This window comes from Pectobacterium jejuense (assembly GCF_026800125.1).
Taxonomy (GTDB): Bacteria; Pseudomonadota; Gammaproteobacteria; order Enterobacterales; family Enterobacteriaceae; genus Pectobacterium; species Pectobacterium jejuense.
In genome coordinates this window covers 41,752-57,631 of sequence record NZ_JAPQKX010000010.1, presented here as the reverse complement: position 1 = coordinate 57,631, position 15,880 = coordinate 41,752, and the positions used below count along the sequence as shown (strand labels likewise).

Here is a 15,880-nt window from a genome sequence, read left to right as displayed (position 1 = left end):
TATTGCTGTATTAACCGCAGGCTATCAGCAGGGCGAAAACGCGGGAAATAACATAAATAGCTATAATATAACCTTATGTTACTTCGGTATTCTGGCAGATTATCCTGATGATTCAACGCGCCTCGTCAGCGTATGCTGACAGAATAAACCAGGTCATCATCCCCCCAATCAGTCCCCAAAACGCTGCGCCAATTCCCCACAGCGTCAATCCAGAGGCGGTAATCAGGAAAGTAACCACCGCGGCATCGCGCTGTTTTTCATCCAGCAACGCGCGGTACAGACTGCCCGAAATGGTGCTTAGTAGCGCCAAACCGGCGATAGCGTGAATCAGCGGCTGTGGTAGAGCCGTGAAAAGCTGCCCGATAGATCCACCGAAAACGCCCGCCAGCAGGTAAAAGCCACCGGCAGCGACGGCAGCAAGATAGCGCTTCTTGGGATCGGGGTGCACATCAGGCCCCATACAGATCGCAGCGGTAATCGCGGCGATACACACGGAAAAACCACCGAACGGCGTCAAAATCAGTGCGATTAATGCGGTAATGGTAATCAGCGGTGATATGGGAACCTGATAGCCCGCCGCTTTCAGCGTGGCAACGCCCGGTGCGTTCTGCGATGCCATCGTGACAATGAAAAATGGAATACCGACGCCCAGCAGAGACGCCAACGAAAATTGCGGCGTAATGAATTCCGGCACAGCGAACACCAGCGGCGAATCAGAAACCGCAATTTGCCCACGAAATAAGGCCAGCAGCAGGCCAGCAAGCAGCGTCAGCACAATGGCAAAACGCGGCAGCAGCCGACGGCTGAGCAAATAGGTCACGCACATCGCAAAAACCAGCCAGAAATCCTGTTGCAGGGAAAGAAAGGCATCCGCGCCAAAGCGCAGCAAAATCCCCGCCAGCATAGCGGCAGAAATGGCCTGTGGAATCACATTCATCAGGCGGGCAAAGAGACCAGTGATCCCACAGATAAAGATAAGCGCGGAGGCAAACAGGAACACGCCGATCGCCTCATTGAGCGACGTACCCGGCAGGCTGGTGACCAGCAGCGCTGCCCCCGGTGTTGACCAAGCCGCCAGTATCGGCGCACGGTAATACAACGACAGGCTAATCGACGCCAGCCCTTGGGCAATCCCCAGCATACTTAACCAGCCGCCGATCTGCACCGCACTGGCACCCGCCGCTTCCGCTGCCTGAAAAATGATGGCGGCCGAGCTGGTGTAGCCCACCAGCACCGCAACAAAACCAGCGATGAGGGTCGAAAAGGTGACATCTTTTAGCGCAAATGACGCAGGCATGGTATACCTTCACTCTTGTCGTACGTTATAACGCACAGAAAGCGTTAACATAGCAGCGTGCGCTATAACGCACAAGCAGGAGCCAATATTGATGTCTGATGAGCTAATCCGCCGTATTGGCAATACGCTGAAAACGTTAAGACAAGAGAAAGGCTGGAGCCTCACGCGCGCGGCAGAAGAGACGGGGGTGAGCAAAGCGATGCTCGGCCAGATCGAGCGCGGTGAATCCAGCCCGACAGTCGCCACGCTGTGGAAAATTGCGACCGGCATGAATGTCGCGTTCTCTACCTTTATCGAACCAACGCTCGCGGATGAAGACGTGACCTATCGCTCGGGTGCGGGATCGTCATTCAGGGAAAACGAAGCGGGAATGCACGTGGTTCCCCTCTTCCCCTTCGACGAAAAACTACGTTTTGATATGTTGGTTATTGAGCTGGCGGCGGGTGCCAGCAGCACCTCATCGGCGCATGAAAACGGGGTGATCGAGCATATTATTGTGCTGGAGGGACAACTGGAGATGACCGTTGATGGACAGACGCATGTGCTGTCCGCCGGAGATGCTCTACGCTTTGCCGCCGACAGAGAACACCGCTACCACAACCCTGCCGATACCGCGGCACGCTTTCACGACCTGATTCACTACCCTGATAAAAACTAAATCGTGATAAAAAATGACGCCCTGCAAGCAGGGCGTCAGCATGATAAGCGTAAGAACGGGCTTACTCTTCTTCTTTCTTATCTTTCTGCGCCAGCAGTTTTTCCAGCGCATCGCCGCCGAGGTGGCGGAAATCCTGACCTTTGACGAAGTAGAAGATAAATTCGCAGATGTTCTGGCAACGGTCACCGATACGCTCGATAGAACGGGCGCAGAACAACGCCGTCAGTACGCTTGGGATGGTGCGAGGATCTTCCATCATGTGGGTCATCAGCTGACGCACAATCCCTTCGTACTCTTTATCCACTTTTTTATCTTCGCGATAAATACGAATCGCTTCGTCCAGATCCATGCGGGCAAACGCATCCAGCACGTCATGCAGCATCTGCACGGTGTGGCGCCCTAATGACTCCAGACTCACCAGCAGCGGTTGATGCTGATGGGAGAACTTCTCCAGCGCGGTGCGACAGATTTTATCCGCCACGTCACCGATACGTTCCAGCTCGGAGATGGTTTTGATGATCGCCATCACCAGACGCAGATCGCTGGCGGTAGGCTGGCGCTTCGCAATAATGCGCACGCAGGCTTCATCAATCGCCACTTCCATCAGGTTAACTTTGGCATCGCCTTCAATAACCTGCTGAGCCAGCTCCGCATCCTGATTATGCATCGCGGTAATCGCGTCACTCAGCTGTTGCTCCACCAGCCCGCCCATGGTCAGGACCTGCGTGCGGATGTGTTCCAGTTCGGCGTTAAACTGACCGGAAATGTGTTTGTTCAGATTCAGATTATCCATGATGCTTCCTAATCAACCGTAACGGCCGGTGATGTAATCTTCAGTCTGTTTCTGCCGTGGGGCAGTAAACAGGGTATCAGTATCGCTGAACTCGATCAGCTCACCCAAATACATAAACGCCGTATGATCTGAACAACGCGCTGCCTGCTGCATGTTGTGCGTCACGATGACCACGGTGTAGTCTTTTTTCAGCTCGGAGATCAGCTCTTCAATACGGCCGGTAGAAATCGGGTCAAGTGCAGAACACGGTTCATCCAGCAGCAAGACATCCGGGCGAATCGCGATACCGCGCGCAATACACAAACGCTGCTGTTGACCACCGGACAGGCTATAGCCGCTCTGGTGCAGTTTATCTTTCGTCTCTTGCCACAGTGCGGCTTTAGTCAACGCCCACTGGACACGCTCATCCATATCGGCACGAGACAGCTTTTCAAACAGACGCACACCAAACGCGATGTTGTCGTAAATGGACATCGGGAACGGCGTCGGTTTCTGGAACACCATGCCGACTTTGGCGCGCAGCAGCGCGATATCTTGCTTATCCGTCAGAATGTTATTGCCATCCAGCAGGATGTCGCCTTCGGCGCGCTGCTCCGGGTAGAGCTGATACATTTTGTTCAGCGTACGCAGCAGCGTGGATTTACCACAGCCGGACGGGCCGATAAATGCGGTAACCTGATTCGCGGCAATATCCAGCGTAATGTTTTTCAACGCGTGGAATTTTCCGTAATAGAAATTCAGATCGCGTACCTGGATTTTGTTGGATGTCTCAGTAGCCATACTCATCAAGACTTCTCTCTTTTTCCTGGCGCTGACTAGCAGCACCTTGAATTTATTTAATGTTTCTCAGAAAACGACGCTTTCTTAGCGAATTAGTGCTTCTTGGCAGAGAAAATAACGCGCGCCAGAATATTCAGCAGCAGCACACACAGCGTAATCAGCAGTACACCCGCCCAGGCCAGCTGTTGCCACTCCACAAACGGACTCATGGCAAACTTAAATATGGTGACCGGCAGGTTAGCAATCGGATGCATCATATCCGTGCTCCAGAACTGATTCGACAGCGACGTAAACAGCAGCGGCGCGGTTTCCCCAGCGATACGCGCAATGGCCAGCAATATCCCGGTGATGATGCCCGATACCGAGGCCTTCAGCGTAATTGCAGAAATCATTTTCCATTTCGGCGTACCCAGCGCATAAGCCGCTTCACGCAGGCTATCCGGTACCAGTTTAAGCATGTTCTCGGTAGTACGAATCACAATCGGCACCTGCAGCAGCGCCAGCGCAATCACGCCCGCCCAGCCGGAGAAGTGCTGCATTTTTGCCACCACCAGCGTGTAAACAAACAGACCCACCACAATCGACGGTGCTGACAGCAAAATGTCGTTGATGAAACGAATCACTTCAGCGATCCAGGATTTACGACCGTATTCCGCCAGATAAATGCCCGCCATAATCCCCAGCGGCGTCCCCAGCAGCGTTGCCCACAGAATCAGTAATCCGCTCCCGACGATGGCATTCGCCAACCCGCCACCCGCCGTATTAGGCGGCGGCGTCATTTCAGTAAACAACGCCAGAGACATGCCATCCACGCCTCGGGTCACGGTCGAAAACAGGATCCAGACCAGCCAGAACAGACCGAACACCATCGTGGACATGGATAAGAACAGCGCAATGCGGTTTTTCTGGCGACGCCAGGCCTGCATTTTACGCCGCGAACGCTCCAGAGCAGCGTCTTGCTCTATGCCTAATGCAGCCATTAGCGCGCCCCCTCATTTTTAGCCAGACGCATAACCATCAGCTTTGAACATGCCAGAACAATAAAGGTAATCACAAACAGAATCAGCCCCAGCTCCATCAGTGCCGCCGTGTGCAGGCCGGATTCCGCTTCGGCGAATTCGTTCGCCAGCGCAGAAGTAATACTGTTGCCTGGCATATACAGCGACGCGCTGTCGAGCTGGTAGGTGTTACCGATGATAAAGGTCACCGCCATGGTTTCCCCCAACGCGCGTCCCAGTCCCAACATCACCCCGCCGATTACACCGTTTTTGGTGTAAGGCAGCACAATGCGCCAGATGACTTCCCACGTCGTACAGCCAATGCCGTAAGCGGACTCTTTCATCATCACCGGCGTTTGCTCAAACACGTCACGCATCACCGCCGCAATGTACGGGATAATCATGATGGCCAGAATGACGCCAGCCGCCAGAATACCGATCCCGAATGCCGGGCCGGAGAACAGCGAGCCAACAATAGGAATACCGGACAGGACATTGCCTACTGGCTGTTGGAAGTATTTGGCAAACAGCGGAGCGAAAATGAACAGCCCCCACATGCCGTAAACAATACTCGGTATGGCCGCCAGCAATTCAATCGCCACGCCAAGCGGACGCTTCAACCAGGCTGGTGCCAGTTCTGTCAGAAATAGCGCAATCCCGAAGCTAATCGGAATCGCAATAATCAGTGCAATCAGTGAGGTAACGATGGTGCCGTAAATCGGAACCAGTGCACCAAACTGCTCTGCGGGCGCATCCCACTCTTTCGTCCACAAGAAGGCAAAACCGAACTTCTCGATGCTAGGCCAGGACGCCACAATCAGGGAAACAATGATGCCACCCAATAGCAGTAGCGTGACCAGCGCCGCCAGTTTTACCAGCGTGCTAAAGAGGATATCGCCATATTTTCCCGGGGCTTTGATAGTTGGCTTGTACTCCGCCATACGTCTCTCTTCTCGTTTTAACTACATTTGATAAGCTATTGAAGGCAGAGAGGTTGCTATCACCTCTCCGCCCCGATACGACTTGTTATTCCACTACGTATTTCCCAGAACCTGATAGCCTCATCATGCTCTGGTTATCAACACGACGTGTCGATGCAATAATTAGTACAGTGCTTTACCGCTGCTGTCTTTTACCTGAGTTTTCCAGGCAGCACGGATTTGCTCAACCACTTCTTTTGGCAGTGTGGCGTAATCCAGCGCTTCAGCTTGCTCGCCGCCTTTTTTGAACGCCCAGTCGAAGAATTTCAACACTTCAGTGCCCTGCTCAGGTTTTTCCTGTTTGGTGTGAACCAGGATGAACGTGGTTGAAGTGATCGGCCATGCATCAGCGCCTTTCTGGTTAGTCAGATCCTGAGCGAAAGACTTGCTCCAGTCGATCTCTTTAGCCGCGTTGCTGAAGCTTGCGCCAGTCGGGCTAACCGCTTTGCCATCGGCAGAAATCAGTTTGGTGTAAGCCAGGTTGTTCTGCTTGGCATACGCGTATTCTACGTAGCCGATAGAACCAGGCAGACGCTGTACGAACGCCGCGATACCATCGTTACCTTTACCGCCCAGACCGGTTGGCCAGTTCACAGTAGAACCTGCACCAATCTTCTCTTTCCATTCTGGGTTCACTTTTGCCAGGTAGCTGGTGAACACGAAAGACGTACCAGAACCGTCAGCACGACGAACCACAGCGATGTCCTGATCCGGCAGCTTGGCATTCGGGTTCAGTTTAGTGATTGCTGGGTCGTTCCATTTTTTGATGTTGCCCAGGTAGATATCACCCAGCGTTTTACCATCCAGCGTCAATTCGCCAGATTTGATACCAGGAACGTTCACTGCCAGCACCACACCACCGATAACGGTTGGGAACTGGAATAAACCATCCTGTGCTAATTTGTCGTCAGCCAGAGGGGCGTCAGAAGCACCGAAATCGACTGTTTTAGCGATAATCTGTTTTACACCACCAGAAGAACCGATGCCTTGATAGTTAACTTTATTACCGGTTTCTTTTTGATAGGAGTCAGCCCATTTGGCATAAACAGGCGCAGGGAATGTCGCACCGGCACCGGTGAGGTTAGCAGCAGCTAAAGCAGAAAATGCCGTCAGAGAAAAGGTTGCCGCAACAACACTGGCAAGAGTGGTACGCATCAGTTTCATAATCCCTCCTGTGGGATACTCAAACGTGTCGACGTAACGTCGTTATCTATCAGAGTTATCAAATCAGAGTGTAGTTCGCAGGAGGAAAAATAGGACAGTTTGGTGACAGTAAAATGTACGCAATATGACAGTTTTATGACAATGGCGCAGAATGCAGGGAAATTCAGGTGCCACCAGCCAGAACAGGCGTTCTGACTGGGGAAGGAAAGAGGTCAGTGAGTCTGGCTATGGCTAAGCAGTTTGTAAATTGTATCAGGCTTATAACTATCGCCCTGATAATAAATCGCCCAGTCGGTTACCCACGATATATCAATAGAATACACACCGCCTTCCTGCATATCCTCAACGTAGAACGGATGATTGATTAATGTCCCGGTGACGACCGTGTCGTCGATTTTTTCGGGAATAAACCACATGTGTTCACGCTCTTCTCCCTCTTCGCCATGAGGAATGCCAAACTTCACCATAAAGCGCCATTCACTTTCGACAGGTTTAGGTGCTTTTTTTAGTAGCTTAGCTAAAAAACCCGGCTTAGCCGGTTCGTCACTCACGTGGTAGTTTTTAAACATGTTGACGAAATAACGCCAGCGCAGCTGTGCCTTACGTGACATTTCTGCCGTTTCCGCATTCGTGCGCCAGAACATGATAGCGTTCTGCTCATCAAACCCTTTGAAGAACGTTTGCAGTACAGGGTTTTCTTCGTTGGTACGAAACAGCATACAGGAAGGCTCCTGATGCACGTCATCCCGATCGGCGCGATCGCCCAGAAACACGCCTTCCGGCGTCCCTTCCAGATCATAGCGCATGTCTTCCAGAGGCCGCAGTTGGTCAATCGGCGTGGATTGATTCACATGCCGCAGCCCTTCTTCAAACGGCAACGCCACCAGATATTCATAGCCGCTGTCCGTTTGCCCGCACAGAATAGGTTCGTTAAAGGTAATCTGCTGATTTTGAATGGCATTATTGACAAAACTTCTGAATAAATCCGGGATGCCATAATACGAACTGAGCGTCTCGGGAATGACTAATTCGGCCTCTGTCAGGCCGCATCGCGCCAGACCATGCGAGTGAAACCAGAATGTCGTGGGCGGATCGTTCTCGGTGTCGTACACGGCATGAATGGTATACAGCGATTCAATTTCCGGCAGGACATCATCTTCCAGCTGAAAATTCAGCCATTCACGGGTAAACACGTTACCAGCAGCAGAAATATCGATCCCCAGGAGAAAATCCGGTACCACGGCGTTTAATAAGCGAAGCTGATGAACGTAGTCTTCCAGCGGATTTGGCCCAAAAATACACTCAACCATCACTTCCTGCGTCGCCGCATTCGCCTGCGCCAGCAGCTCGGGCGAAATCGGGTCGGTTGAATGTATCGGCGTGATGCTATTCTCGGGATCGCGCTCCGATACCTCAAGATAAAAGGTCAGCTCGCGATCGTGATGACGACAGGTATAAAAGAATCCGCCCTGTCCCTGCTCGGTATAGCTTACTTCGCCATCGGTGAAAAATGACTGCGCCTCTAGCAGGCTTTCCAGCAGCGGGTAGCTCATCTCTCGTGAGGAAAAGGCCACCATCGTTGAAGGTGCTTTTTCACCCTTCCCTTCAGCGATATCCAGGTATTGTTGTTTGTTATTCATCATGAACCCGTTAACGTTCTCAATCCATTATTGCCAACGACGGAAAATCAGCGACGTATTGATGCCGCCAAAGGCGAAGTTATTAGACTGGATATAATCCGTCTCAATATGGCGCGGCTCACCCATGATGTAATCCAGCTCGCCACAGTCTTCTGCAGGTTGCCGTAAATTAAGCGTCGGTGCAAACCAACCTTCACGCATCATTTCAATACTCATCCATGCTTCAAGCGCACCACAGGCACCCAGCGTATGGCCGAAATAGCTTTTCAGCGACGAAATCGGCGTGGATTTACCGAACACGGCAGCGGTAGCCTGACTCTCCGCGACATCGCCCCGATCGGTTGCGGTACCGTGTGCGCTGATATACCCCACATCGCTAGGCTGCAAACCCGCGCAGCGCAGCGATCCTTCAATGCAAATCTGCATGGTTTCACGCTGAGGTTGCGTAATATGTGCCGCATCACAGTTGGTGTAAAACCCAACCAGTTCGGCATAAATCGTCGCACCACGCGCGACGGCATGTTCAAGCTCTTCAAGCACTAACGTCCCCGCCCCTTCGCCGATAACCAGACCGTCACGGCTGGTGTCAAAAGGCGACGGCGTTGTTTCCGGCGCATCGTTGCGTTGGCTGGTGGCAAACAGCGTATCAAACACGGCGGCCTCTGACGGGCACAGTTCTTCCGCACCGCCCGCCACCATGACCGTCTGATAACCATGACGAATCGCTTCCCAGGCGTAGCCAATCGCCTGACTTCCCGACGTACAGGCGCTGGACGTCGGAATCACACGGCCGCGCAGGCCGAAAAATAGGCCAGCATTCACCGCGGTGGTATGCGGCATCATCTGCACATAGGTCGTACCGGTAATATTATTGGTGTGCTTTTCGGTCAGCATGGTGGCGAATTCGCTCACCGGCCCTGTGCTGCCCGTTGAGGAGCCGTAAGCAATGCCGGTTTCTCCGTTAGTCAGCACCGGATGACCAATCAATCCAGCCTGTTCCAACGCCAGCTCAGTTGCTCGGGTTGCCATCAGAGACACGCGCCCCATCGAACGGATGCGTTTACGCGTGTAGTGTTCTGGCAGACTGAAGTGATCAATCGGCGAGCCCAACTGCGTATTCAGGCCATCATAAACCTGCCATTCGGGCATCTTACGTATCGCATTACGACCCGCACGCAACCCGTCAGACACACTTTCCCAGGACTCACCGAACGCGGTGACACCGCCCATACCCGTTACCACAACACGACGCATCACAGCATCCCTCCATTAATAGAAATGACCTGACGCGTGACATAACTCGCGATATCGGACATAAGATAACTCGCCAGCCCTGCGACCTCTTCCGCCTGCCCCATGCGCTTCATGGGAATCATCTTCATGGCTTCTTCAACGGCTACTGGCTCCATTTGAATCATGCCAGTATCAATCAAACCGGGAGCGATGCAGTTAACGGTGATTTTTCGCTTCGCCAGTTCGATAGCCAACGCTTTCGTTGCGCCGATAATGCCCGCTTTCGCGGCGCTGTAGTTAACCTGCCCCCGATTTCCCATGATCCCGGAAACCGAAGACAGCGTGATAATGCGTCCGCCTTTACGCAGACCGATCATCGGCATCACACAGGGATGAATCACGTTATAGAAACTATCGAGGTTGGTGTGAATGACGCTATCCCACGCCTGATCGTCGAGGGCGGGAAAAGCGCCGTCACAGGTGATACCCGCATTACTGACCACGCCATAGTAGGCACCGTTCGCCTCAATATCCTGCTCAATCACGGTGCGACACGTTTCCCGATCGGCGATATCGAAACTGACGATACGGCCGGAACCGTTTTGTGCCGTAATCTGGCGTAAGGTTTCCTGCGCCCCGTTTTCATCACGGTGATAATGCACCACCACGGTAAAACCATCCGCCGCCAGACGCAGCGCAATGGCTCGACCAATCCCTTTGCTGGCACCGGTCACTAACACAGAGCGCGTCATGCCTGTTTTCCCGGTTTTCATAATAGTTTCCCCGGTTGTCATCGTCGTTCTTCCGGTTGTCATAATAGCTTTCCCTGTTCTAAAAGTGCTTTTAACTCATGTTCGTCAGGCTGATAGGTGTTCAACCGGCCAGAGGCATACGTCTCCCCGGCTATCGCGATCTCCCCCTCAAAGCTACCAATTTTATCGTCACGCATCAGCAGCGTGACGGTCACATCAAGTAGGGAGCCGGCAGGAAAATTATCCTGCTTGCAGCGATAACCCCGTCCGCCCAGCAACATGCCGGGGCGCGGCTTCTCTTGCAGCCCAGTGATTTGACGCCCGTGCCAGCCAGACCAAACCCCAATCGTTTGAGCAATAATTTCAATACCAAACCAGGCAGGCAGATGTCCCTGATCATTCAGAAACGGTGCCAAAATACTCTCGCGGCTGACCGCCACACGGCAGTGCGCATGCTCATCATCAACATGGATCACCTCATCCACCAGCACCATTGGGGCGGAATGGGGCAAATAAGCTGCCGCAGCCGGATACTCACTCATGATTCGTCCCCAGGATCAGACACGTATTATTGCCGCCAAACGCAAAAGAGTTAGACAGAATGACCGAGCGTGCAAGCGGAGCAGGCGCACTGAGCAAGCCGCATGATGGCAGTGAGGCATCGGGGTGACTGCATGAGAAATCCTGCGCGGGCAAAGGGAGATCCCGCGTCAGAAGCAGCCAGCAGATCGCGGCTTCACTGATCCCCGCCGCTCCCAGCGTATGGCCGGTAAGGTGTTTAGTTGAGCTACAAGGCACGCGATCGCCAAACACGGCGTGAATCACGCTGGCTTCAATCTGGTCATTCAGGCGCGTGGCAGTACCGTGTAAATTGATATAACCCACGTCATCAGGCTGCAATCCCGCTTGCGACAACGCCATCGTTATCGCGCGAATCGCCCCTTCACCCTCCGGGTGCGGTGCCGACATATGGTGAGCATCGGACGACTCCCCGACGCCCAATATCGCCACACGATCGGGTTGCCGCCCGATCAGCATAAGCGCCACGCCTTCACCGATGGTGATCCCATTACGTTCTTCGCTGAACGGCTGGCAGCGCGTTGATGCAAGCGACTCAAGGCTATCGAAGCCATTTAGCGGCATACGGCTCAGCGTATCCGCGCCGCCGACGATGGCGACATCCACCAGCCCGGCATCAATCAATCGTTTACCACTGATCAACGCTCTGGCGCTGGAAGAACAGGCGGTTGATATCGTGTAAGCCGGCCCATTTAACGCCAGATAGGCGGCCAGAAACCGGGAAGGATCGCCAAGTTCCTGCTGCGCATAGTGATAAGTGGGAAGATTTTCGCTGACATACCGATCGGCTTCATCCAATCCAGAGGTACTGGTGCCCAGAATCACCGCTACCCGCTCGGGGCCAAACTGCGCGATAGCCGCGTCAACCTGAGGTCGAATTTGCTCCAGGGCGGCCAGCAAGAGCTGGTTATTACGGCTGTCATGCGCCGCCAACTCCACCGGAATAACCGGTAATTCCGCATCCACATTTCCTGTCCAACAGGGCTTATCGTGCAGCAGCCATCCAGTGTCAGGGCGCATGCCCGGCGCATGACCGCTGGCAAGGTTACCGGCAATCTCATCCAGATTATTGCCCAGCGCATTCAGCGCCCCGACGGCGTTAATGTAAATCATGCTAGCTATCCAGATGTTGAATCACGATGTGATAACCAAAGACGAATTGCTGAACGCTCATCGGCACACGCTGGTTATTCCGCGTCATATAGCGAATTTCCGTAATCAGCGTGCCGCGATCGTCACGCAGCTGTCTCTTGTCATCGCTATCTTTCAGCATCCAACCGGCTGGTAGCTGCGTCTGCCACACGGCAATCGGCCAGTGGCTCAGCATGATATCCGCCAGAACCTGACTGGCTGGCGGCAGCTGCGGCAGGACGATGGACTGTTCCGTATGAACACCCTGCGCATCGTAGGTGACCTTAAACAGACGAATACCGATAGAGGAAAGCCCGACCAGTGAAAGCTGCTTATCATCGGCACTCAACATCACCAGCAGCGATTGCTGCTTACCGTCAAAGGTTCCCGTCAGCAGTTGCTGTTCGTTGACCGACGGAGTAAACGCGGGGGCGGGTAGAGTGACTTTCACACCCGGTTTGAGCCACGCCTGTGGACGATTATCATCATGCTGTTTGCTGGCACAGCTGCTGAGTAGCAGCACGCCAATAAGCAGAAGCCCACGTCGCAATAATGTCATTTTCGTTTCCCTTTTGAATCAGGCAACGCCAGAGGCGCCAGCAAGAAGGCGATAAAAATACCGCTACAAAGCACAATCCCGAAGCTGCTAATGGCCTGAGTGCTGCTGAAAACCAGCATACCCAGCGTCAGCAAGGCGACGCACATCGCCAGCGTTACTGCCAGCAGCGAAGTCATCGGCGTACCGCGTGGATTGCTGAAAAACAGCGTGTAATTGATGCCAATACCCAGCACCAAAACCAGCGCCAGCAATGAGAACAGGTTCAGCGAATGACCGCTCAACGCCAGCACCGCCAGTCCACCGCCCAGCGACAGCACCGACGGCACCACATTGATGACGCCACGACGCAGCCCAAGCCGGATCACGTAGCTCAGCGCAATCACGACCAGCGCAGCCGCCAGCAACCATCCCAGCATGACGCGATAGAAACCGAACAGGGCATCGAATGTCCCTTTTCTGTCGATCCACTCCACGCCCGATAGCGTTTTAGCCATCTGTCCCAGCGCAGCGCTATCGCTCACGCCGCTGACTGGAACCAGAACACCGCTTTTCCCATTGGGTAACGTCAGCCACAGCAGCCTCCACCCTTCACTTATCGGACTATCGAGCCAGCGCTCCGGCGTGACCGGCATCGGTTGTAGATCCGGCATGGCCACATCAACCCCCGTGTCTTTAAGACGCTCGATAACCACAGGCGCGGCCGATGCAATAAGCTGACTATCGCGCTGTTGCTGAGCCTGAGAAGAAAGCGGCAGCAGCCGATACTGCTTTAGCCACGCCTGTTGCTGCGCGTCACGCAGTTTAGGCGCGAGCTGTTCCAGACGCAGCAATGTCTCTTCTGCGCTGTCGCCGTAGACCACGAACCAGGTTTGATCGGCACTCTGTCCCGTTAATGCCGTCAACTGCCGCTCTTGCTGCATCAAATCCTGCGGCAGCGCCTGTAGCTGGGAGATATCATCATTGACCTCCAGCCGCAGCAGCCCCACGACAGAAAGCACCAGCAGTGCCAGTGGGATCCCGAAACGTACGACACGCTGACGCCGCCACGCAGCCAGCCAGCGCCCCATCAGCACCATCGCGGGAACGGGTCTGACCGGCAGTCCCTTAACCAGAAAAGGATACCAGCACACCACTGTCAGACAGGAGGCTGTCAGCCCGGTTGCGGCGAACACCGCCAGCTGCTGTAGGCCGGGGAACGGAGCCAGCGCCATGATCAGGTAGGCCACCACCGCCGTACCCAGCGCAAGCAGAAGCGCGGGCAGCACCTTTTTCAGGCTTTCCATCGCCGAAACATGGCCGCCGTGCACCATCCGTTCGGTCAAATAATAGAGCGTATAATCCGCTGAAATCCCGACGATGCTGATACTCATCACCAGCGTCATCAAATGCAGCTCACCGAACAGCAGCAGGGTAAAGACCGTACCTGCCAGCGCACCGATGCCCACCGATAATCCACATAGCAACAGCGGGCGCGGTGAACGAAACACAAAGAAGATCAGCAGCAGAACGCCCGCCACCGTGGCGACGCCGAGAGTAGACACATCCTGTCTGGCCTGTTGGCTGGCGTAGTTGCTGAACAGTACCGTCCCGCGAGTGAGCACCTCGGCATCAGGGAATGCGGCCTTGAGATCGCGCTCAAGGACACCGAGTTTATCAACCAGTTGCTGGTTACGCGCCATGTCAAATGAGCCGGTGCTAAGCTCGCCGTGCAGGAAATACCAGGTGCGGCCTTGCGCGTCTTTTACCGTTAACCAGCCTTGTGACAGCCCCAACTGGTTGGCATTTTGCTGCAACGCCAATTGAGATCCGCGCACCAGCATCAAAGGGTCGTGATTTAACTCCTTGCCGCTCACGCCAGCAAACGCGGAATAAAGCTGTGCCAGCACCCAATCGGCCTGCGCCGCGCCGCCATTCTCCAACCGCGCGCGCGTGACGGGATCGACCAGACCATTGCGATGTTCAAAAACGAATTTCCCCCATCGCTGCTGCTGTTCGGCATCAATAGGGCCATTAACCTGCTGTAGATCGGGAAGCGCACGCAGGTGTTTCAGCCACCAGTCCGCGACCGCAGGATCCGCCTGCTTGCCCGGCGTCACCAGCCACACCATTTGCCGATCGAGGCGCTGCATAAAGCCTTGCTGTAGCTCAGGAGGAAGTGCGCCCATCGACTGCTTGGGCAGTAGCGCCAATACGCTACTGTTGATCTGCGCCTTCGGCAGCAACAGCGCCAGCGCGGCGATCAGCACGACACAGCAGCCAATCCAAACCCGCGCCGCGCGACGAATGCCGTCAGAAAACGAAACGCTGTTGCTCATCATCACTCAACATCCGGGGTTCGATCCGCTGATTGTTCAGCGTAATTCGGGTCATGTCGCCCTGGCGGTCATCCAGCGCAATGCCGTCAAGAAATTCACCGCCGTTCAGCGTAATCGAGTTAAACAATTTATCTAACGGCGACGTTTTGGGCGTCAGCACCAGTTTCCACTGCTGCTTGCCGAGATCGGTAAAATCGATGGAAAAATTCTGCTCTAATACGAGGCGATCGGCCTGAAACAAGGCGCGTAACAGGTGGTTAAACTGAAACATCTGCGGATTGCTTTCCGCTGTGACGATCTGCGGCGCTTGTCCGTTCATCACCTGAACCATACGCGTTTCATCCAACACCATCGTCAGCGGAAACGGCGTGGCCTGATGCCACCACAGCCCTTTGTCCTGCGCGATCAGCAGTTGTCCGCTGGATTTCAACGGCTTTGCCATGCCTTTTATTTCACGCAGTTGGGTGAAATCAGCCCGCACAACAGGCTGGCTACTGAACCGCTGTTGTAAATCATCCAGCGTAACGGCCTGCGCCACACCGCTCAACAGCACAAAAACTGCGACAATCAGTCGTATCATGGCGTCACTCCAAGGCGCTCAAACAAAATGGGGGGAGAAACAAAACTCAGCTCGCGGCATCCTTCCTGTACCGCGACCTGAATCGTATAGCCCGTCGTGGCACGTTGGCCGCTTTCAGCATCGAAAATCTGGTAGGCGATGCGCAAACGATTCTCGACTTCCTCGATAGTGGCGCGAATGCGTATACGCTGTTCGTAAGTCAGCGCCGCACGGTATTTCACCCGCGTATCGACCACAGGCCACACATAGCCAGAGGCCTGCATTTCACGATAGCCATAGTTAAATTTGCTCAGCAGCGCCTCGCGCGCCACTTCGAAAAAACGAAAATAGTTACCATGCCACACCACGCCCATCGGGTCGCAATCATGGAAAGACACCGTCAGTTCAACTTCATGGCTTAAGCGAGAATCGTTTAGCACCC

16 protein-coding genes are annotated in these 15,880 nt (G+C 54.2%); 1 reads left to right on the top strand and 15 read right to left on the bottom strand.

Translation table 11 applies throughout. The features are described from left to right. Positions 1 to 112: 112 nt before the first annotated feature. Complete coding sequence (locus NXT09_RS17680) at positions 113 to 1,297, bottom strand: benzoate/H(+) symporter BenE family transporter (RefSeq protein ID WP_268580732.1); 1,185 nt, start codon at positions 1,295 to 1,297, stop codon at positions 113 to 115. Between the two features lie 91 nt (positions 1,298 to 1,388). Here NXT09_RS17680 and NXT09_RS17675 point away from each other — a divergent pair, with 91 nt between their 5' ends. After that, positions 1,389 to 1,955, top strand: coding sequence for a helix-turn-helix domain-containing protein (locus tag NXT09_RS17675; RefSeq protein ID WP_268580731.1), 567 nt, complete (start codon positions 1,389 to 1,391; stop codon positions 1,953 to 1,955). Positions 1,956 to 2,016: 61 nt separating this feature from the next. On the opposite strand, the gene phoU is transcribed toward NXT09_RS17675, so the two are convergent. The 14 genes from phoU to NXT09_RS17605 form a co-directional block, all read right to left on the bottom strand. Continuing rightward, positions 2,017 to 2,748 carry a phosphate signaling complex protein PhoU gene (gene phoU, locus NXT09_RS17670; RefSeq protein ID WP_039487837.1) on the bottom strand — a complete coding sequence of 244 codons (732 nt, stop codon included), beginning with the start codon at positions 2,746 to 2,748 and terminating at the stop codon, positions 2,017 to 2,019. Between the two features lie 12 nt (positions 2,749 to 2,760). Next, positions 2,761 to 3,534 (bottom strand): phosphate ABC transporter ATP-binding protein PstB, encoded by a 774-nt coding sequence (pstB, locus tag NXT09_RS17665; RefSeq protein WP_010681437.1) that lies wholly within the window; start codon positions 3,532 to 3,534, stop codon positions 2,761 to 2,763. 86 nt (positions 3,535 to 3,620) lie between these two features. Next, positions 3,621 to 4,508 carry a phosphate ABC transporter permease PstA gene (pstA, locus tag NXT09_RS17660; RefSeq protein ID WP_268580730.1) on the bottom strand — a complete coding sequence of 296 codons (888 nt, stop codon included), beginning with the start codon at positions 4,506 to 4,508 and terminating at the stop codon, positions 3,621 to 3,623. Then, on the bottom strand, positions 4,508 to 5,467 hold the full coding sequence (pstC, locus tag NXT09_RS17655) for a phosphate ABC transporter permease PstC (protein ID WP_010300064.1): 960 nt from the start codon (positions 5,465 to 5,467) through the stop codon (positions 4,508 to 4,510). The genes pstA and pstC overlap by 1 nt, the downstream gene beginning before the upstream one ends. Before the next feature lie 162 nt (positions 5,468 to 5,629). Further along, positions 5,630 to 6,670 carry a phosphate ABC transporter substrate-binding protein PstS gene (gene pstS, locus NXT09_RS17650; protein ID WP_205549478.1) on the bottom strand — a complete coding sequence of 347 codons (1,041 nt, stop codon included), beginning with the start codon at positions 6,668 to 6,670 and terminating at the stop codon, positions 5,630 to 5,632. Positions 6,671 to 6,882: 212 nt separating this feature from the next. Further along, positions 6,883 to 8,310, bottom strand: a complete 1,428-nt coding sequence (locus NXT09_RS17645; protein ID WP_268580797.1) for a DUF4026 domain-containing protein — start codon at positions 8,308 to 8,310, stop codon at positions 6,883 to 6,885. 27 nt (positions 8,311 to 8,337) lie between these two features. After that, on the bottom strand, positions 8,338 to 9,564 hold the full coding sequence (locus NXT09_RS17640) for a beta-ketoacyl-ACP synthase (RefSeq protein WP_119872139.1): 1,227 nt from the start codon (positions 9,562 to 9,564) through the stop codon (positions 8,338 to 8,340). Continuing rightward, complete coding sequence (locus tag NXT09_RS17635) at positions 9,564 to 10,295, bottom strand: 3-ketoacyl-ACP reductase FabG2 (protein ID WP_268580796.1); 732 nt, start codon at positions 10,293 to 10,295, stop codon at positions 9,564 to 9,566. Before NXT09_RS17635 ends, NXT09_RS17640 begins: the two co-directional genes overlap by 1 nt. A gap of 59 nt (positions 10,296 to 10,354) precedes the next feature. Further along, positions 10,355 to 10,837 carry a hotdog family protein gene (locus tag NXT09_RS17630; RefSeq protein ID WP_268580729.1) on the bottom strand — a complete coding sequence of 161 codons (483 nt, stop codon included), beginning with the start codon at positions 10,835 to 10,837 and terminating at the stop codon, positions 10,355 to 10,357. Then, on the bottom strand, positions 10,830 to 11,987 hold the full coding sequence (locus NXT09_RS17625; protein ID WP_268580728.1) for a beta-ketoacyl-[acyl-carrier-protein] synthase family protein: 1,158 nt from the start codon (positions 11,985 to 11,987) through the stop codon (positions 10,830 to 10,832). Before NXT09_RS17625 ends, NXT09_RS17630 begins: the two co-directional genes overlap by 8 nt. Position 11,988: 1 nt before the next feature. Beyond that, a complete protein-coding gene (locus NXT09_RS17620; protein WP_268580727.1) occupies positions 11,989 to 12,564 on the bottom strand; it encodes a DUF3261 domain-containing protein in 576 nt (191 codons plus the stop codon). After that, positions 12,561 to 14,882, bottom strand: coding sequence for an MMPL family transporter (locus NXT09_RS17615; protein ID WP_268580726.1), 2,322 nt, complete (start codon positions 14,880 to 14,882; stop codon positions 12,561 to 12,563). Before NXT09_RS17615 ends, NXT09_RS17620 begins: the two co-directional genes overlap by 4 nt. Next, positions 14,854 to 15,459: a LolA family protein gene (locus NXT09_RS17610; RefSeq protein ID WP_205549463.1), complete on the bottom strand. Its 606-nt coding sequence runs from the start codon at positions 15,457 to 15,459 to the stop codon at positions 14,854 to 14,856. Before NXT09_RS17610 ends, NXT09_RS17615 begins: the two co-directional genes overlap by 29 nt. Continuing rightward, positions 15,456 to 15,878 (bottom strand): acyl-CoA thioesterase, encoded by a 423-nt coding sequence (locus tag NXT09_RS17605; RefSeq protein ID WP_010681449.1) that lies wholly within the window; start codon positions 15,876 to 15,878, stop codon positions 15,456 to 15,458. Before NXT09_RS17605 ends, NXT09_RS17610 begins: the two co-directional genes overlap by 4 nt. Between the last annotated feature and the right edge of the window lie 2 nt (positions 15,879 to 15,880).